The organism is Bradyrhizobium sp. SZCCHNS30572 (assembly GCF_032484415.1).
In the GTDB taxonomy this organism is placed as follows: Bacteria; Pseudomonadota; Alphaproteobacteria; order Rhizobiales; family Xanthobacteraceae; genus Bradyrhizobium.
This window is the reverse complement of the sequence record NZ_JAUESY010000001.1, coordinates 321296-337589: the sequence shown is the minus strand read 5'-3', so window position 1 is coordinate 337589 and position 16294 is coordinate 321296. Positions and strand designations below refer to the sequence as shown.

Below are 16294 nucleotides of genomic sequence, written 5' to 3'. Positions count from 1 at the left end.
CCATATCAATTGACGGCCGAGACGGGCAGCGACATCGCCTGCCGCCCCGACGGCAGCGACGTCACGCGCGGCGTACGGCCGGCATTGGTGCGCGCCTGCAGCGAGCCGGCCTTCGGCAGCACCACGACCTTCGTCCCCACCTGCACGCGGCTGAACAGGTCGGAAACATCCTCATTGGTCAGGCGGATGCAGCCCGACGACACGAACTTGCCGATCGTCGTGGGGTCGTTGGTGCCATGGATGCGATACTCGCTGGACCCGAGATACATGGCCCGGGCGCCGAGCGGATTGCCCGGGCCGCCGGCCATGAAACGCGGCAGATAGGGCTGGCGCGCGATCATCTGCGCCGGCGGATGCCAGTCCGGCCATTCCGCCTTGCGCGTCACCGTCTGGACACCCGACCAGGTGAAGCCCTGGCGCCCCACGCCGACGCCGTAGCGCAGCGCGCGGCCGCCGCCGAGCACGTAGTACAGATAGGTATTGCCGGTATCGATGATGATCGTCCCCGGCGCCTCCCGCGTATCGAGATTGACGATCGTGCGCCGCAACCTGTCGGGCAGCCGGCTGTCCTCGTCCTGCTCCACGGCGGGTGCAGTCGCCTCGTCCGGCGGGAAGGCCTGCTGCTGTTCGACCGACGCATATCCGAGGCTCTGTGCGTGAGACGCGGTGGGACCAGCAACAAGAAGAACCGCGACGCCGGCGATCAGCGAAGCGGTCCGCGCAAAGCTGCGGTGATCGGAAACGAGCTGTGTCATGGAGTGCCCCTGTCAGACGAGCATCGCGGTACGATGCGTGATTGCTTTCCAAACGCCGAACGTCTCGCCGTAGTTCCGGCCCGGTGTGGTCGCCCTGCGTCAGTCAAGCGTATGAGTTCTCACGTTTGCGCGACGGAACCGGATGGCCCCTCGGCTGTTGGATGACGAGAACGTCACCACGCGAGCTGTGCGCGAACGACTCGATCGGGAGATTCATGGTGCGTGTACTTCCCACCGAGCGGCTGCTCGCCAGCGGGAACGACGATTCAGCCTTGAATGAAAGTCACCAAGAAGTACCGCCCGTGATCAGGCGGGCTGACGTCGTCGCCATCGCTCTCGTCATCCTCACGGCCGTCTGCGTGACGGGTGTCCTCTATGTCGCCCGGGGGTTTTTCCTGCCGATCGTCATGGCCTTCGTGGTCGGCACCATGCTGTCGCCGGCCGCCAACTTCCTCGAACGCCATCACGTGCCGCGCGGCGTCGGCGCCGTGTTGATCGTGATCGCCGTTGCCACCGGGCTCGCCTTCATCATTGGCCTGATTTCGGCGCCTGTGCTCGACTGGACCAATCGCCTTCCCGAGCTTGCCACGACGCTCAAGGCCAAGCTGCACGTCTTCGATCGACCGCTCGCGCTGTGGCACGAAATGCAGGCGGCCGTCGGCGGCGGAAGCGCACAAGCCTCGGCCAGCCTGGAGCTCCCCAAGTTCGATTGGGTTCAGCCAACGATCGAATTCCTGTCGCCGACCTTCACCGAATTCCTACTGTTCTTCGCGACGCTCGTGCTGTTCATCGCAAGCTGGCGCGATCTCCGGCGAGCGCTGATCATGACCTTTGGTGATCACGAGGCACGGCTGCGGACGCTGCGCATCCTCAATGAGCTCGAGCTGCACCTCGGCAACTACCTCCTGACAGTGACGCTCATCAACACCGGTGTCGGTATTGCAGCCGGCCTCGCCTGCGCCCTCGCCGGCATGCCCAATCCCGCCGGCCTCGGGGCGCTTGCGGCAACGCTGAACTTCATCCCCATCATCGGGCCGATCGCGATGTTCGCGGTGCTCGTCCTGGTCGGCGCAATCGCATTCCCGACCTTGAGCGCCGGCATGGTCGCGCCCGCCATCTTCGCCGTGATCACCTTCATGGAAGGCCACTTCGTCACGCCGACCATCATCGGCAGGCGGCTGGCTCTCAACGCACTCGCGGTGTTCATCGCGCTGGCATTCTGGACCTGGCTGTGGGGCCCGATGGGAGCCTTCCTTGCCTCGCCGCTCCTGATCGTCGCCCTCATCGTCAAGGAGCATCTGCTGCCGGACGACTCGCCGCAACTGCCGGCAGACTAATTCGGTTTCCACCGTCGGAACTTCGGCTGAGACCCCGCGTTTGTCGAGCAGACGCAATCACCTTGCTCCGGGAGCTTGCCATGCCACCGACTGACGGTGAGACCGCCCTGAAAGATCTCGTCGACAAAGCGAACTACGAACGCCTGCAGAAGGATGTCCACGCCGTGAAAAACGATATCGCAGCTCTCACCGAACAGATCACCGACGCGCTCAATGCTTTCGCTGGGCAGGCCAGCAAGCAGGCCCGCAGCGGCTATCGTCAGGCACGCGAGAACGTAGACCAGACGTTCGACGACATGTCCGAGCGCGGCACTGCGATGTTTGGTGCAGCCCAGGATGCCGCAAACTCGCTGGAGGAGCGCCTCGAGGACGTGATCTCCCATCGCCCACTCGCCACCGTGGGTCTTGCGCTCGGACTCGGATTTCTCATCGGCGCCGCCTGGAGACGCTGAGGGTTGGCCCCTGAAATCCAGAGGTCGTCTTGTTTCGGCGCCGCGTTTTCGGCGCCGATTTGAGTTTGTTGCGCAGATGAACGAGACGAGGAGGAGAATGACATGCTGCAGCGCCTGATTGCGGACTTCCAGGAATCGACCGGGCATGCCGTTCGGCTCACATCGCTCGCAATCGCTGCAGCGGTCGGACTGTTCGTAACCACGAGCTTTCTGTGCGCCGCAGCTTTTGTCGCCGTCCTGGATCGTTACGGGCTCGTGGCCGCGTGCCTCACAGGTGCCGCCATCTTCTTCGTGGTGACGTTGATGGCCGCAATCAGCTACATGGCGCGCAAGCGCGCAATCGAGAGTCGTGCCGCGCGAACCGCGGAAACGGCGCGGTCGGCAGTCCAATCTGCTTTCGCAGACCCGATGTTGTTGGCAAGCGGCCTGCAGATCGTCCGCATGATTGGCATCAAGCGGCTGATTCCCATTCTGGCTGTGGGCGGTCTGGCGCTCGGATTCATGGTCAGCCGCCCAGCCGCGGAGGAGCAAACTCCCGCAGAGTGAGGACTGCCCCTGACCGTCATCGGACGGCTTTTATCATTTGCCAGGCGTTGATCCGCCGCTTGAGCCGCGGGCCTGGTGCGAGGGGCTGTAACTAAGTCACACACCGTCCCGGTTGCAGGCGCTTGGCGATCTCCGTCAGCACGGACACCGACGGCTCGCACGCCACCGGATGCTTGACGGCCTGCCGCTCGTTGCCGGTGGTGATGAGCTGCGATCCCTGCGGCGATGGTAACGAGCCCGCGCTTACACCCGTGGGGTTGAAGGGAAGCCGCACCAAGAAGGAGGTCTCCGCGAAGGCTGCCAGCTTGATCGACACAGTCTGCGACGGCGCCGCAGTACCGTTTTGTTTGGCGCGGTCAGCCTTGGCGGCCCGGTTCACGTCATTCGCGGTTGCGACGATCGGCTGGGGAGAGGGGCTCTGAGCCGGCAGGTTGGCGCCAAGATCATGGCCTGAAGCCAGTTGCATTGCGCCCACGAGCATCGCGGAAGCCGCAAGCGAACCCAAAACGATAACCTTCCTGGTCTGCGACATGTCTCTGCTCCCCTCGCCGTAAGGCGATCGGCATACCAACGTAAGTCGCAGGAACTGGGTTCTCGGTTGGGCAAATCACTTAACCGTGTGTAAACTGCGGCGGTATTCTTCAATTTCATGGCGCCAAAAAATTCGATCTCACGCGGAACGACTTTTCGGGTCGCGCGTCATCTCGGCAGCCGGTTATTCCCCCTGCCCCATTGACCGGCGACGCGGGGCACCGCCGTGGTGATGCCGGCGGTGCCCCGCATTCTTTCCTGATCCACCCTTCCGGTCAGATCGCGGCCCCGACATTCGCGGCGCTTTATCCCCTTTTCGTCCCGGTTATATGTTGAAGCAGCGCGGCTGCGTTCATGGTCCGCGCGCGTGGGGACAGGGATGCTGAGCTCGCTGGATCGCGTCGGCGTACGGAGAGGGTTTGGACTGGCGCTGGTTCTCGTGTGCCTGTTTCCCGGGATTGCAGCGGCCGACGGCGCCAGGGAAACTTGGATCAAGAACCTCGTCGCACAATTGAAGGTTCAGCGTCGCTATCCGCTGCAGGCCTCGGATCAGGGCGGGACGGCCAAGGTCCTGTTTCACATCGACCGCGAAGGCCACCTGATCTCGGCGGTGCTGGCCGAAACGACCGGTGACCCCGCGCTCGACCGGGAAGCGCTCGCGATGGTGGAGCGAGCCCAACCATTTGCGCCACCGCCGCCGGAACTGGCGGACGGCGATCTCACTTTTCTCGTGCCGATCGTGTTCGCGCCTCGACGGACGTCCGCAATCATCCGGCTTGAGGAGACAACGTTGAAGCTCCAAGAGACCAAGCCGAATGACGCGACGCTGAAGGCACGGCTCGACGGCGTGTGCCGCGGCTGCTGATCTCGTCTTCGATGCTGCAACGAAATCCGGCGCGCTCCGTGAGGAACGCGCCGGGGCGACGTTGTGCGCGCGGCTTGATCAGGCTGCCGGCTTCGGCATCCTGTTGCGCGAGTTGCGCTGGAAGAACAGAGCCTGGCTGGCGACTGCCGACACCATGGCCGGCTGGAACGGCTTGGAGATCAGGAACGCCGGTTCGGGCCGCTCACCCGTGAGGAAGCGTTCCGGATAGGCGGTAATGAAGACCACCGGCACTTCGAAAGTGCGCAGCAGCTCGTTGACGGCATCCAGGCCGGACGAACCATCTGCGAGCTGAATATCAGCCAGGATCAGACCGGGCTTCTTGTTCTTGGCCAGAGCCACCGCGTCGGCATGGGTGCGGGCCACGCCGATCACGTTGTGACCGAGATTCTTGACGAGGCTCTCGAGGTCCATCGCGATGAAGGTCTCATCCTCGATGATCAGGACATCGGTGGCGATCTCGGCGGCGAGCTCACGTCCGGCTGCATCCGCCAGCCGGCGGGTTTCCGCGACGTCGATGTCGAGGATGAAGGCCACTTCCTCCTCGGGAAAACCCTCGAGCGAGAGCAGCAGGAAGGCCTGGCGGGGCAAGGGGGTGATGTTGGAGAGGCGCCGCTCCGGCGGCATCGGCAGAGTCGCCACTTCGGCGTCGTCGTTGAGCGCCACCGAGTTCCAGATCTGCGTGAACAGCCGGAACAGCGCAGCCCGCGGGCCATAGCGCTCGTCCAGCAGAGCGGGATCCTGAATCAGGGCCTCCAGCATCGCTCCGACATAGGCGTCTCCGGAACCCTGGCTGCCGGTGAGGGCCCTCGCATACCGGCGCAAAAGCGGCAAATGTTCAGCAACAAGCTGTGATCGGCTCATCCCCACTCCATTCGGTCATCTGGGCTTCCCGCCCGGGTTCCATGATGAGCTGATTACGCCCGAACCGACGAAAAGTTCCCCAAACGCGTGGAACTTTTATCGCCCCGTCGCATTAGTTCCCGACAGACCCTCTCGGTGGCGAGAATAATTCTTGAAGCTTCAGGGACTTAACTCTCGGGGAAACGTGGAAAAGGTCATGAAAGATGTAAAGTCTCAAGCCAGCAAGAATGCGGCACCGCGCAAGCCCGGCGGACTGAACGCGGAAATTCAATCCAGAATCGGTCATCAACTCCGCGCGATGTACGACGACGTCGTCCGTCAGGGAGTGCCGGACCGCTTCGCGGATCTGGTGCGGAAGCTTGATGCGCCGGCAGCACAGTCCCACGTGGAGAACGGCGGGGGATCCAACGACCAAACCGACGGGAGGGAGTGAATGCCTCTCACTGATTCCTTGCGGGACGATATCCTCGCGGCCGTCCCCAGCCTTCGCGCATTTGCGATTTCCTTGAGTGGTAACAGCGATCGTGCCGACGACCTCGTGCAGGAAACCCTGCTCCGGGCGCTGGCCAACATCGACTCGTTTCAACCGGGATCGAATCTGCCTGCCTGGCTGTTCACGATCCTGCGCAACCTGTTCCGATCCGACTACCGCAAACGCCGGCGCGAAGTGGAGGATGCCGAAGGAAACTACGCCAAGACGCTCAAGACGCATCCCTCGCAGGGCGCGCATCTCGAGTTCGAGGAGTTCCGCGCGGCGCTCGAGAAGCTGCCTCAGGACCAGCGCGAGGCGCTGATCCTGGTCGGTGCATCGGGCTTCTCCTACGAGGATGCGGCAGCGATCTGCGGCTGCGCGGTGGGCACCATCAAGAGCCGCGTGAACCGCGCGCGCTCGAAGCTGGCAGCGCTGCTCTATGTCGAAGGCGCCGAGGATTTCGGCCCGGACGAGACCGTGCGGGCGGTGATCGGCGGCAGCGGCGGCTGATCAGCCAAGCCGTCGCAAACGAACCAGCAAGGAGGCGGCTCGCGAAAGAGCCGCCTCTTCTTGTTGTTGTTGATCACTTGCACTCGGGCATCGTGCGCTCTGGCATCCTGTTTGCCGACGAGCGCTGCGGCTATCGCGCCGGATGCACCGGCGCGGAGAATTGCTCGGTGCGATCGCGCTCGGTCATGTCGATCACCGTCTCCATCGGAGCGGTCAGCTCATACACATAGCTCGCCTCGGTGAAGAAGCGCTTTGACGTGCCGCCGAGCGCCTCCGGTGCCACGCGATCGAGCAGGATCAGTCCGAAATCGCTGTCCGGCCGCCGCGTTGCTTCACTGGTGTTCAATTCCTCCCAACGGAAGTGGAAGACGGCATTCGGCTCCTCGCCGGTCACCTCCCATTTGGCGGTGATGTGCGGGTGCTTTCCCACGAGCGAGAGGCCTTCGTCCGAGTGCGAGGCGAGTTCGAAAAACAGCAGCGACAGGCTCTGCGCGGCACGCGCGCTCACGGTGATGTCGGGTCCGTTGACCGCAATCCTGTCCGCATGCGGGATCGCGCGAGCTTCGAACAGTCCGCGCAATTGCACGCCTTGCCATTGGCTCTCGCTGAGCAGCGTGACGACGTTCGACATCGCATGGATCCGTCCGATCAGCAGCTCGCGTGCGACGTCCATGTCGCTGCCATGACGCAGCGTGCGCGTCACGATGGACTGGATCACCGCCAGGATGTTCTTGACCCGGTGGTTCAGCTCGTCGATGACCGCCGTCAGTCGGCGCTCGAAGCCGATCCGCACCTGGATTTCGCGGCTCAGGCGCAGATTGTTGTAGGCGACGTAGCCGAACAGGCCGCAGATGATACCGGTCAGCGCCATCCCGATGACGCCGACGATCGCCGCGGTCTGTTGCGCGCGCCGGACCGCATTGCCCTTGGCGTAATAGACCAGCGACCAGTCGTGATTGCCGAAGGCCACGGTGCGGGTCGACGACGGAGCAGGATCGTCCGGCCTGCGGGTCCGGCTCGTCACCGCCCCCTGATCGTTGGCAACCAGCTCATCCGAGGCGTTGCGCGGATCCTTCAACGCCACCGAGAACAACGACAGATCGTCATTGGTGAGCAGCAGTGGCCCGATCTCGTAGGAAAACGTCACGAAGCCCGCCGGCGCAGTGGCACCTTGCGGGACAACCGGGGCTGCCAGCACGATCCCGATCGGACCATCGCTCCGCACCAGCGGAGTGGGATCGGATGCGACCGGCTTGCCCTCGGCCATGGCACGCGCGAGCATCGGTCCGACGATCGGCTGCCGGTCGAGTGCGATACCGGGAAGCTTCGAGGTCTCGGCATTGCGTGGCTCGAGATCCATCAGAACGTCCAACGGACGATCGACGTTCGGCCCGAGCGGCATGTCGTCGAAATTGCGAATGGTTGGATTCGGGAAGCCAGCCTGACGCAGCTCGGCTTGCGCGATGGGGAGCTCATCCGGCCGCAGCCGTGCGATCCACGATGCCACCACGAAGTCGGTCTTGAACGCGTAGATCGACGATCGCAGCGGCTCCAGCATATTTGCCTTGATCACGGAGGGAGCGCGGAACAGCCCGGAGGCCACCCGGGCCAGCAGCTCACGTTCGGTCAGCCGGTCCTGGACGAGGCTGGCATGGACGTCGATGGCACGGGCCAGCGCAATGCGATCGAGCGCCAGCTCCTGGTCGTGTACGCGATAGGCGGCCAAGCCGGACAGCGCCGTCCCGACCAGCGCGATCAAACCGATGATGACACCCAGCCGGAGCACTCGTTCACTCTGAAGTAAAGGGTTGGCGAAGGAGGAGACGAGTCATCCAATAACCGGGCCTGCAACTCAAGGACGCACCTCGGGGCGATCGGAAGTGATCGGAGCGATCAGCGGATAGCGATCCCAGGATACCGGTGCATCGGCGCCGAGACGCCTTGGGCAAGGCGCACCCCGGGTCGAGGCAACACCCGAGGGCTCAAGTTGTTCCGGCCGGATGAGGCTTTTTTACGTCGGTCATTCCAGCAGACGCATCGAGCAACGAAGAGCCGTGCGACGCAGATCCGTCCCCGCGCTCAGGCCGACGGCTTCAGACCGCCCTTGGCTTCGATGAAGCCGATGATCCGGTCAAGCCCCTGGCTCTTCTTCAGGTTGGTCATGACGAAGGGCCGTGAGCCGCGCATGCGCTTGGCATCCGTCTCCATCTTCTCCAGAGAAGCGCCCACATGGGGTGCCAAGTCAATCTTGTTGATCACCAGAAGGTCGGAGCGGGTGATACCCGGTCCGCCCTTCGACGGGATCTTGTCGCCCGCCGCGACGTCGATGACGTAGATCGTGATATCGGCGAGTTCCGGCGAGAACGTTGCGGCGAGGTTGTCGCCGCCCGACTCGATCAACACCAGGTCGAGTCCGGGAAACTTGGCTCGCATGTCGGCCACGGCGGCGAGGTTCATGGACGCGTCCTCGCGGATCGCAGTATGCGGGCAGCCGCCGGTCTCCACGCCGGCGATACGATCCGGAGTCAGCGATCCCGAGCGAACGAGAAACTCCGCGTCCCACTTGGTGTAGATGTCGTTGGTGATCGCAGCGATGTCGTAGTGCTCCCGCATCGACTTGCAGAGCAGATCCATCAACGCAGTCTTGCCGGACCCGACCGGGCCACCGACGCCAACGCGGAGCGGACCGTGAGACGATGCCATGTCATTTATCCTTCTGTCGTGCGCGCGACCGCGCGGGGCCGTGATCGAGCAGCCGTTGCCCCGCTTCATCACGACCGAAACAGCCTTGTATATTGCGTCTCGTGATGAAGGCTTGCGAGATCGGAGCGGAACGTTGCGCCGCCGATGTGATCGAGCGAGGCGAGCAGAGCGCGGTCCGCCGTCGCGGCGACGACAGGTTCCAACGCGGCGAGCACGCGCTGGCTGTCGGTCTGCCCCAACGGTACGAGACGACTGCCGGCGGAAATCCAGTTCGACGTCAGGGCGTGCAGAAAGCCGTGCAGCAGGGGTCCCAGAGGAACGCCGTGAAGCGCGCCGACCAGCCCCACGGCGACCGGATAGACGATGGTCTCACAGCGCGCCACCGCCTCGTCGAGGCCTGCGCAGTTCCAGGCGGACCGCGCGATCTCGATGAAGGCCCGGCCCTGCGCGGTGGTTTCGAGCTGACGCTCGCGCGACGGTACGAACGCGGCCGCAAGCTCGGCCACCTCGCGGAGGCTGGCCATATCGTCGAGCTCGACCGCGCGATACGCGTGCGCGAGGAAAGCCGCGTCGCAGAAGCCGGAGCCGTTGGTCAGCATCGTCGCGAGCCAGCCGCGCAGCTCCGCCGCATCGCCGATGTCGCCTGCCTCCACGGCCCATTCGATGCCGCTCGAATAGGAGAAGCCGCCGATCGGAAACGCCGGCGACAGCCATGTCAGCAGCCGATACAGCGCAGCCGAATCCGCGGCCCTGATTGCAGCCGGCCGAGCCCCCTCCTCATTTGTGCTCATGAGCATGGGAATGACCGTGATCGTGATGGTCATGGCCGCAGTGCTCGTCATGCACGTGATGATCATGTGCATGGCCGTCGTCGTGGCCGTGATGCGCGTGATCGTGCCCGGCATGATCGTGATGATGATCGTGACCGTGGTGATCATGATCATCGTGGCCGTGCGCATGGCTGGGCTCGGCGTAGGCGCCGCCTTCCGGATCGAACGGTGCCTCGATCTCGATGACGCGCGCGCCGAGACCCTTGACCATGGCCTCGATCACGTGGTCGCGGCGGATGCGCAGGCTCTTGGCCATGATCTGCGTCGGCAGGTGCCGGTTGCCGAGGTGCCAGGCCAGCCGCACCAGATGATGCGGATCGGAAGCCCGGATCTCGAGCAGCGGCTCGGCCGCCGCCACGACCTCGATCAGCCGGCCGTCCTCCAGCACCAGGGCATCGCCACCGCGCAATGCGGTAGCGTGCTCGAGGTCCAGCAGAAACTCCAGCCCACGCGTTCCGGTCATCACCAGCCGCCGCCGGTGCCGGTCATCGAAATCGAGCAGGACGGAATCGGCGGCAGCCTCCTTCCAACGATGCTGCCCGAGCACGCGTGTCGCGCGGATCATGCTGAAACTCTCATTCTCTTATTGCGCTCACTCTTATTCCGCTCAGCGGACATCGACCTTCTCAGGCGTGATGATCTCGATCTTCGGCGGGGCCGACATGCATTTGACCGCGACGCGCCCGAACGTCTTCATGTGCTCGGTCGCGCGGTGCGGCACCAAGGCCTCGGCGTTCTCCCACTGCTCGACGAAGACCATCTTGCTCGGGTCGGTGACGCTCTCATGCAAATCATAGGCGATATTGCCGGGTTCTTTGCGGGTCCCCGCAATGCAGGCAGCCGCAGCGGCGATGAATTCCGCACGGGTTTCGGGCTTGATGGTCAAGGTGGCAACGACATAGATCACGAACTCGTCCTCCCGGTACTTTTCTGGTTCTGGTACCGGGCGGAAGCTTAGTACATGAAGTAGCGCTGCGCCATGGGCAGCACCTCGGCCGGCTCGCAGGTCAGGAGCTCGCCGTCGGCCCGCACCTCGTATGTCTCCGGATCGACCTCGATGTTGGGCGTCGCATCATTGTGGATCATGCTCTTCTTCGAGATCCTGCCGCGGGTGTTCTGCACCGCGTAGAGCTTCTTCGAAAGGCCGAGCTTGCGGGCGAGCCCGCCGGTGATGGCCGCCTTCGAGGTGAAGATCACGGACGAAGCCGTCAACGACTTGCCGAACGCGCCGAACATCGGCTGGTAATGCACCGGCTGCGGGGTCGGGATCGAGGCGTTCGGATCGCCCATGGGCGCGGCGACGATGGTGCCGCCCTTGATGACGCAGTCCGGCTTGACGCCGAAGAAGGCGGGCGACCACAGCACGAGGTCGGCGAGCTTGCCCTTCTCGACCGAGCCGATCAGCTTCGACACGCCATGCGCAATCGCCGGGTTGATCGTGTATTTGGCGATGTAGCGCTTGACGCGGAAATTGTCGTTGTCCTTGCCCTTGTCCTGCGGCAGCGCGCCGCGCTGCTTCTTCATCTTGTCGGCGGTCTGCCAGGTCCGGATGATGACCTCGCCGAGCCGGCCCATCGCCTGCGAATCCGATGACATCATCGAGAGCGCGCCGAGATCGTGCAGGATGTCCTCCGCCGCGATCGTCTCCTTGCGGATGCGGCTCTCGGCAAAGGCGAGATCCTCGGCGATCGACGGATCGAGATGGTGGCACACCATCAGCATGTCCAGATGCTCGTCGATGGTGTTGCGCGTGAACGGACGCGTCGGGTTGGTCGACGACGGCAGCACGTTCTTCAGCCCGGCGACCTTGATGATATCAGGCGCGTGCCCGCCGCCGGCGCCTTCGGTGTGGAAGGCGTGGATGGTGCGGCCCTTGAAGGCCTTGATCGTATCCTCGACGAAGCCCGACTCGTTCAGCGTGTCCGAGTGCAGCATCACCTGGACGTCGTGATCGTCGGCGACCGAGAGACAATTGTCGATCGCCGCCGGCGTCGTGCCCCAGTCCTCGTGCAGCTTCAGCGCACAGGCACCGGCCTTGACCATCTCGACCAGCGCGGCCGGGCGCGACGCATTGCCCTTGCCGGAGATGCCGAGGTTCACAGGAAACGCATCGAACGACTGCATCATCCGCCCGATGTGCCACGGGCCGGGCGTGCAGGTGGTCGCGAAGGTGCCGTGCGACGGGCCGGTGCCGCCGCCGAGCAGGGAGGTGACGCCCGACATCAGCGCGTGCTCGATCTGCTGTGGGCAGATGAAATGGATGTGGCTGTCGAAGCCGCCGGCGGTGAGGATCTTGCCCTCGCCCGCGATCACGTCGGTGCCGGGGCCGATCACGATGGTGACGCCGGGCTGGATGTCCGGATTGCCGGCCTTGCCGATCGCTGAGATCATGCCCTCTTTGATCGCGACGTCGGCCTTCACGACACCCCAGTGATCGACGATGAGCGCATTGGTGATGACCGTGTCGGCGGCGCCCTGCTTGTTGGTCGCCTGCGACTGGCCCATGCCGTCACGGATGACCTTGCCGCCGCCGAACTTCACCTCCTCGCCATAGGTGGTGAAGTCCTTCTCGACCTCGATGATCAGGTCGGTGTCGGCGAGCCGGACCTTGTCGCCGGTCGTGGGACCGAACATGTCGGCGTAGACGGAACGCTTGATCTTGACGGACATCGTTGGCCCCCAATTAGCTCTGCTTGTCGTGATGTCGAGACACCGGCGATCGGCTCACAGCGTTCCCCGCGCATTCGCAACCGTCTCATCGAACAGCACATCGAGCCGCGGGTTGACACCGCGGCAGCCGGCGACGACCTGCTCGGCCCAGCCGAGATACTCCATCAGCTCGAGCTGCTGCTCCAGGTCCGGCTCGAAGAAGATGCGGGCGCGGATGTTGCTGATCTTGTCGGCGATCTTGATCTGCTTGGCACCAGCGGACTTGCCGGGCGCGGCGATGACCTGGACCTGGCGCCGCTCGCTCTTCGGCAGGGTCATGTCATCAGTGACTTCCACGACGAGGTCGGCGACACGACACCCAAAGCGCTCCGCCAGCTCATCAGCGGCCGTATCGGTGTCCTCGATGGTGTCGTGCAGCCAGCCTGCCGCGACGAGCTCGGCATCCTCGCCGTCGCAGGTTGCCGACAGGATGTTTGCGACCTCGGCGAGATGATTGATGTAAGGCTCATCGTCGCGGCCCTTGCGCTGCTGGCCGGCGTGACGGCGCGCCGCCAGCTCGGCGGCTTCGGAAACGAGGCACAATCCGGTCAGCATCGGCTTACAACTTGCCCATGACGTCGCCGCGGAAGCCATAGACCATGCGCTTGCCGGCGAGCGCGACCAGTTGCACGTCGCGGGTCTGGCCCGGCTCGAAGCGCACGGCCGTGCCGGCCGCGATGTCGAGCCGCATGCCGCGCGCGCGTCTGCGGTCGAACTTCAGCGCCGGATTGGTCTCGAAGAAATGGTAGTGCGAGCCGACCTGGATCGGCCGGTCGCCGGTGTTCGCGACCGACAGGGTCACGGTCTTGCGGCCGGCATTGAGCTCGATCTCGCCGTCTTGGATGAAGAGTTCGCCGGGGATCATGAGTTACCTCGCAGGTTTCCATGCGTCATGGCCGGGCTTGACCCGGCCATCCACGTTTTTCCATTCAGATCGAACAGCGTGGATGCCCGGGTCAAGCCCGGGCATGACGACCGAAAGAGTTGGGCTCGCTTCACCGGATCGGCTCGTGCACCGTGACCAGCTTGGTGCCGTCCGGAAACGTCGCCTCGACCTGGATGTCGTGGATCATCTCGGGGATGCCGGGCATCACTTGATCACGGGTCAGGACCTGGGCGCCGGCCTGCATCAGCTCGGCCACGGTGCGGCCGTCACGCGCGCCTTCCAGGATGAAGTCGGAGATGATCGCGACCGCTTCGGGGTGGTTCAGCTTGACGCCGCGATCGAGCCTGCGGCGGGCCACGATGGCGGCCATCGAGATCAGGAGCTTGTCCTTTTCGCGGGGAGACAGGTTCATGCGGACTCTCTGGTGATGGTCTTCTGGTAGTCATCAGTTGGTAAACGTCTAGTTGAGCCACAGCCGCGGCAGCGGTCCATTCGAAGCACAGCCGAGCACCGCCATCATGTCGGCGCGCAGGCTTGCGGCATCTTGGGCACAGAAGCGGGCCATTGCAAATCCATTCCAGGCCGACAGCGCGACCTCTCCCCGGAAGGCCGGCAGGCTCTCTCGGATGCGCTCGACCAGCGCGGCGTCGCCCGGCACGATCAGCGCGGTCCCGATGGCCGCGCCGCCGTTGGCGATGGCCGGCTGCGCCAGCTTGTCGCCGATGTCGCCGTCGAGGCGGACCGTCTCGGCGAACACCAGCTTGCCGCCGCGCCGCACCCGCCAGCGATCGACGAACTCGCCCTCGCGCATGCGCTCGCCCATGGCCGTGCGGCCGAGCACGACGATCTCGCACAACAACAGCGAGGCGGTATCGGCAAGGTCGATGTCGATCCGGCGATGGATGCGAGAGCGGTCGAACAGGATGGTCTCCTGCGGCAGCCAGGAGATGTGGGCACCCGCATGGGCGGTCAGCGCGATATCGAGCTCTGCGGGCTTGCCAGCGGCGCGATAGACCTTTTCGGCCGCGGCGCTCGACAGCGTGACGCGGCTGCCCTCGCCGGCCGCGACCTCGATCGCAAAGCGGTCGCCGCCGGCGATGCCGCCGGCCGTGTTGACGAACATCGCCGACAGGCCATCGTCCTCGGGCGAGGGAAAGCGCACCCGCAGCGAGCCGGATTCATGCAGATGATGGCGCCGCGTCACGCCGTCCTGCAGCCGCACGTCGAAGCGCACCGCGCCTCGGGCGCGGTTGGCCTCGAAGATGTCGGCAGCGGCGCTGGCGGGATCGGCCCGCATCGATCCCCTCCCCTGGGACCAGACGCGGGCGAGACCGCGTCGAGAAGCTACGTGATGATCACAGCGCCATTTGGCGGCTGATCTCGGCCTGATCGAGATTGGCGCGGGTGCAGGTGAACTTCACCGCGCCGCGATCCATGACGGCGAAGTTGTCGCCGAGTTCGCAGGCAAAGTCGAGATACTGCTCGACCAGGACGATCGCGATATTGCCGAGATTGCGCAGATACGAGATCGCCCGGCCGATGTCCTTGATGATCGAGGGCTGGATGCCCTCGGTCGGCTCGTCGAGAAGCAGGAGCTTTGGCCGCATCACCATGGCACGGCCGATCGCAAGCTGCTGCTGCTGGCCGCCGGAAAGATCGCCGCCGCGGCGGCCGAGCATCGATTCCAGCACCGGAAACAGCGAGAACACGTCGTCCGGGATGCTGCGATCGCTGCGCTTCAGCGGTCCGAAGCCGGTCTTGAGGTTCTCCTCCACCGTGAGCAGCGGGAAGATCTCGCGACCCTGCGGCACAAAGCCGATGCCCTTGCGCGCCCGTTCATAGGGCTTGAGATGGGTGATGTCGGCGCCATCGAAGGTGATGCTGCCGGAGGCCAGCGGATATTGTCCGACCAGCGCCCGCAGCAGCGAGGTCTTGCCGACGCCGTTGCGCCCGAGCACGCAGGTGACCTTGCCGGGCTCCGCCGCGATCGAGACGCCGCGCAGCGCCTGGGCGGCGCCGTAATAGAGGTTGATGTCCTTGACGTCCAACATCGCCTAGCGCCCCAGATACACTTCGATCACCCGATCGTTCGACGACACCTGATCGATGGTGCCCTCGGCCAGCACCGTGCCTTCGTGGAGGCAGGTGACCTTGACGCCGAGCTCGCGCACGAAGGTCATGTCGTGCTCGACGACCATGACGGTATGATCCTTGTTGATTTCCTTGAGCAGCTCAGCCGTCTGATGCGTCTCGACGTCGGTCATTCCAGCGACCGGTTCGTCGACCAGCAGCAGCTTCGGGTCCTGTGCCAGGAGCATGCCGATCTCCAGCCACTGCTTCTGGCCGTGCGACAGGCTGCCGGCGAGCTTGCGTCTGGCATCCTTGAGCCGCACGGTCTCGAGCACCCGGTCGATCTGCTCGGACTCGCTCCTCGAGCCGCGCCAGAACAGCGTGCCCTTGACGCTGTGATCGACATTGAGCGCGAGCAGCAGGTTGTCCTCGACCGACTGGCTCTCGAACACCGTCGGCTTCTGAAACTTGCGGCCGATCCCGAGCTCGGCGATGCGGGTCTCGTCGAGGCGGGTGAGATCCGTCTTGCCGTCGAACAGCACCGTGCCCTCGTCGGGCTTGGTCTTGCCGGTGATGATGTCCATCATCGTGGTCTTGCCGGCCCCGTTCGGGCCGATGATGGCGCGCATCTCGCCGGGCTCGAGCGTCAGCGAGAGATTGTTGATGGCGTGGAAGCCGTCGAACGAGACGTGCACGCCGTCGAGATAGAGCAGCGACGACGTCGCGCGGGTGTCCATCACGTTCAT

At 64.4% G+C, this 16294-nt stretch carries 21 protein-coding genes; 6 read left to right on the top strand and 15 right to left on the bottom strand.

All coding sequences use genetic code 11. The features are described 5' to 3' along the window. Nucleotides 1-5 precede the first annotated feature (5 nt). On the bottom strand, nucleotides 6-755 hold the full coding sequence (locus QX048_RS01495) for a L,D-transpeptidase (protein ID WP_316169504.1): 750 nt from the start codon (nucleotides 753-755) through the stop codon (nucleotides 6-8). A 218-nt stretch (nucleotides 756-973) separates the two neighbouring features. Between QX048_RS01495 and QX048_RS01490 the strand changes: the two genes are divergently transcribed. The 3 genes from QX048_RS01490 to QX048_RS01480 all read left to right on the top strand — a co-directional run bounded on the left by QX048_RS01490 (nucleotide 974) and on the right by QX048_RS01480 (nucleotide 3090). Next, nucleotides 974-2092: an AI-2E family transporter gene (locus QX048_RS01490; protein ID WP_315713843.1), complete on the top strand. Its 1119-nt coding sequence runs from the start codon at nucleotides 974-976 to the stop codon at nucleotides 2090-2092. 80 nt (nucleotides 2093-2172) lie between these two features. Continuing rightward, nucleotides 2173-2544 carry a YqjD family protein gene (locus QX048_RS01485; protein WP_315713842.1) on the top strand — a complete coding sequence of 124 codons (372 nt, stop codon included), beginning with the start codon at nucleotides 2173-2175 and terminating at the stop codon, nucleotides 2542-2544. Nucleotides 2545-2646: 102 nt separating this feature from the next. Beyond that, on the top strand, nucleotides 2647-3090 hold the full coding sequence (locus QX048_RS01480; protein WP_316169505.1) for a hypothetical protein: 444 nt from the start codon (nucleotides 2647-2649) through the stop codon (nucleotides 3088-3090). Between the two features lie 91 nt (nucleotides 3091-3181). On the opposite strand, the gene QX048_RS01475 is transcribed toward QX048_RS01480, so the two are convergent. Further along, the gene (locus QX048_RS01475) at nucleotides 3182-3622 is read right to left on the bottom strand and encodes a hypothetical protein (protein ID WP_316191675.1); all 441 of its coding nucleotides are present in this window, start codon (nucleotides 3620-3622) and stop codon (nucleotides 3182-3184) included. Nucleotides 3623-4000: 378 nt separating this feature from the next. On the opposite strand from QX048_RS01475, the gene QX048_RS01470 reads away from it, so the two are divergent. Further along, a complete protein-coding gene (locus QX048_RS01470; protein ID WP_316191676.1) occupies nucleotides 4001-4486 on the top strand; it encodes an energy transducer TonB in 486 nt (161 codons plus the stop codon). 78 nt (nucleotides 4487-4564) lie between these two features. On the opposite strand, the gene QX048_RS01465 is transcribed toward QX048_RS01470, so the two are convergent. After that, nucleotides 4565-5368 carry a response regulator gene (locus QX048_RS01465; protein ID WP_315713838.1) on the bottom strand — a complete coding sequence of 268 codons (804 nt, stop codon included), beginning with the start codon at nucleotides 5366-5368 and terminating at the stop codon, nucleotides 4565-4567. A 196-nt stretch (nucleotides 5369-5564) separates the two neighbouring features. On the opposite strand from QX048_RS01465, the gene QX048_RS01460 reads away from it, so the two are divergent. Continuing rightward, entirely contained in the window at nucleotides 5565-5801 is a 237-nt protein-coding gene (locus QX048_RS01460; RefSeq protein ID WP_315713837.1) for a NepR family anti-sigma factor, read from the top strand. Beyond that, nucleotides 5802-6350, top strand: coding sequence for a sigma-70 family RNA polymerase sigma factor (locus QX048_RS01455; RefSeq protein ID WP_006612137.1), 549 nt, complete (start codon nucleotides 5802-5804; stop codon nucleotides 6348-6350). It begins immediately after the preceding gene. 130 nt (nucleotides 6351-6480) lie between these two features. Here QX048_RS01455 and QX048_RS01450 read toward each other — a convergent pair whose 3' ends face one another. The 12 genes from QX048_RS01450 to urtD all read right to left on the bottom strand — a co-directional run bounded on the left by QX048_RS01450 (nucleotide 6481) and on the right by urtD (nucleotide 16294). Next, complete coding sequence (locus QX048_RS01450; RefSeq protein ID WP_315713836.1) at nucleotides 6481-8136, bottom strand: HWE histidine kinase domain-containing protein; 1656 nt, start codon at nucleotides 8134-8136, stop codon at nucleotides 6481-6483. Nucleotides 8137-8429: 293 nt separating this feature from the next. Beyond that, nucleotides 8430-9053: an urease accessory protein UreG gene (ureG, locus tag QX048_RS01445; protein WP_315713835.1), complete on the bottom strand. Its 624-nt coding sequence runs from the start codon at nucleotides 9051-9053 to the stop codon at nucleotides 8430-8432. A gap of 68 nt (nucleotides 9054-9121) precedes the next feature. Beyond that, complete coding sequence (locus tag QX048_RS01440; protein WP_315714368.1) at nucleotides 9122-9844, bottom strand: urease accessory protein UreF; 723 nt, start codon at nucleotides 9842-9844, stop codon at nucleotides 9122-9124. Continuing rightward, entirely contained in the window at nucleotides 9831-10448 is a 618-nt protein-coding gene (gene ureE, locus QX048_RS01435) for an urease accessory protein UreE (protein WP_315713834.1), read from the bottom strand. The genes QX048_RS01440 and ureE overlap by 14 nt, the downstream gene beginning before the upstream one ends. A 42-nt stretch (nucleotides 10449-10490) precedes the next feature. Continuing rightward, nucleotides 10491-10790: a putative quinol monooxygenase gene (locus QX048_RS01430; protein ID WP_315713833.1), complete on the bottom strand. Its 300-nt coding sequence runs from the start codon at nucleotides 10788-10790 to the stop codon at nucleotides 10491-10493. Nucleotides 10791-10837: 47 nt separating this feature from the next. After that, nucleotides 10838-12553, bottom strand: coding sequence for an urease subunit alpha (gene ureC / locus QX048_RS01425; RefSeq protein ID WP_315713832.1), 1716 nt, complete (start codon nucleotides 12551-12553; stop codon nucleotides 10838-10840). A gap of 54 nt (nucleotides 12554-12607) precedes the next feature. Next, nucleotides 12608-13147 (bottom strand): HD domain-containing protein, encoded by a 540-nt coding sequence (locus QX048_RS01420; protein ID WP_316193502.1) that lies wholly within the window; start codon nucleotides 13145-13147, stop codon nucleotides 12608-12610. A gap of 4 nt (nucleotides 13148-13151) precedes the next feature. Next, nucleotides 13152-13457: an urease subunit beta gene (locus tag QX048_RS01415; protein ID WP_315713829.1), complete on the bottom strand. Its 306-nt coding sequence runs from the start codon at nucleotides 13455-13457 to the stop codon at nucleotides 13152-13154. 130 nt (nucleotides 13458-13587) lie between these two features. After that, on the bottom strand, nucleotides 13588-13890 hold the full coding sequence (locus QX048_RS01410) for an urease subunit gamma (RefSeq protein WP_315713828.1): 303 nt from the start codon (nucleotides 13888-13890) through the stop codon (nucleotides 13588-13590). Between the two features lie 48 nt (nucleotides 13891-13938). After that, nucleotides 13939-14775, bottom strand: a complete 837-nt coding sequence (locus tag QX048_RS01405; protein WP_316200332.1) for an urease accessory protein UreD — start codon at nucleotides 14773-14775, stop codon at nucleotides 13939-13941. Between the two features lie 58 nt (nucleotides 14776-14833). Next, a complete protein-coding gene (gene urtE, locus QX048_RS01400) occupies nucleotides 14834-15529 on the bottom strand; it encodes an urea ABC transporter ATP-binding subunit UrtE (RefSeq protein ID WP_315713826.1) in 696 nt (231 codons plus the stop codon). A gap of 3 nt (nucleotides 15530-15532) precedes the next feature. Beyond that, nucleotides 15533-16294 (bottom strand): urea ABC transporter ATP-binding protein UrtD, encoded by a 762-nt coding sequence (gene urtD, locus QX048_RS01395; protein ID WP_316172657.1) that lies wholly within the window; start codon nucleotides 16292-16294, stop codon nucleotides 15533-15535.

Excerpts from the sequence above, each read along its gene's own strand:
- QX048_RS01465 (WP_315713838.1), bottom strand. The coding sequence starts at position 5,368 with ATGAGCCGATCACAGCTTGTTGCTGAACATTTGCCGCTTTTGCGCCGG.
- QX048_RS01440 (WP_315714368.1), bottom strand. The coding sequence starts at position 9,844 with ATGAGCACAAATGAGGAGGGGGCTCGGCCGGCTGCAATCAGGGCCGCG.
- ureG (WP_315713835.1), bottom strand. The coding sequence starts at position 9,053 with ATGGCATCGTCTCACGGTCCGCTCCGCGTTGGCGTCGGTGGCCCGGTC.
- urtE (WP_315713826.1), bottom strand. The coding sequence starts at position 15,529 with ATGTTGGACGTCAAGGACATCAACCTCTATTACGGCGCCGCCCAGGCG.
- QX048_RS01470 (WP_316191676.1), top strand. The coding sequence starts at position 4,001 with ATGCTGAGCTCGCTGGATCGCGTCGGCGTACGGAGAGGGTTTGGACTG.
- QX048_RS01415 (WP_315713829.1), bottom strand. The coding sequence starts at position 13,457 with ATGATCCCCGGCGAACTCTTCATCCAAGACGGCGAGATCGAGCTCAAT.
- QX048_RS01480 (WP_316169505.1), top strand. The coding sequence starts at position 2,647 with ATGCTGCAGCGCCTGATTGCGGACTTCCAGGAATCGACCGGGCATGCC.
- urtD (WP_316172657.1), bottom strand. The coding sequence starts at position 16,294 with ATGAACGTGATGGACACCCGCGCGACGTCGTCGCTGCTCTATCTCGAC.
- QX048_RS01495 (WP_316169504.1), bottom strand. The coding sequence starts at position 755 with ATGACACAGCTCGTTTCCGATCACCGCAGCTTTGCGCGGACCGCTTCG.
- QX048_RS01460 (WP_315713837.1), top strand. The coding sequence starts at position 5,565 with ATGAAAGATGTAAAGTCTCAAGCCAGCAAGAATGCGGCACCGCGCAAG.
- ureC (WP_315713832.1), bottom strand. The coding sequence starts at position 12,553 with ATGTCCGTCAAGATCAAGCGTTCCGTCTACGCCGACATGTTCGGTCCC.
- QX048_RS01485 (WP_315713842.1), top strand. The coding sequence starts at position 2,173 with ATGCCACCGACTGACGGTGAGACCGCCCTGAAAGATCTCGTCGACAAA.
- ureE (WP_315713834.1), bottom strand. The coding sequence starts at position 10,448 with ATGATCCGCGCGACACGCGTGCTCGGGCAGCATCGTTGGAAGGAGGCT.
- QX048_RS01420 (WP_316193502.1), bottom strand. The coding sequence starts at position 13,147 with ATGCTGACCGGATTGTGCCTCGTTTCCGAAGCCGCCGAGCTGGCGGCG.
- QX048_RS01475 (WP_316191675.1), bottom strand. The coding sequence starts at position 3,622 with ATGTCGCAGACCAGGAAGGTTATCGTTTTGGGTTCGCTTGCGGCTTCC.
- QX048_RS01410 (WP_315713828.1), bottom strand. The coding sequence starts at position 13,890 with ATGAACCTGTCTCCCCGCGAAAAGGACAAGCTCCTGATCTCGATGGCC.
- QX048_RS01455 (WP_006612137.1), top strand. The coding sequence starts at position 5,802 with ATGCCTCTCACTGATTCCTTGCGGGACGATATCCTCGCGGCCGTCCCC.
- QX048_RS01405 (WP_316200332.1), bottom strand. The coding sequence starts at position 14,775 with ATGCGGGCCGATCCCGCCAGCGCCGCTGCCGACATCTTCGAGGCCAAC.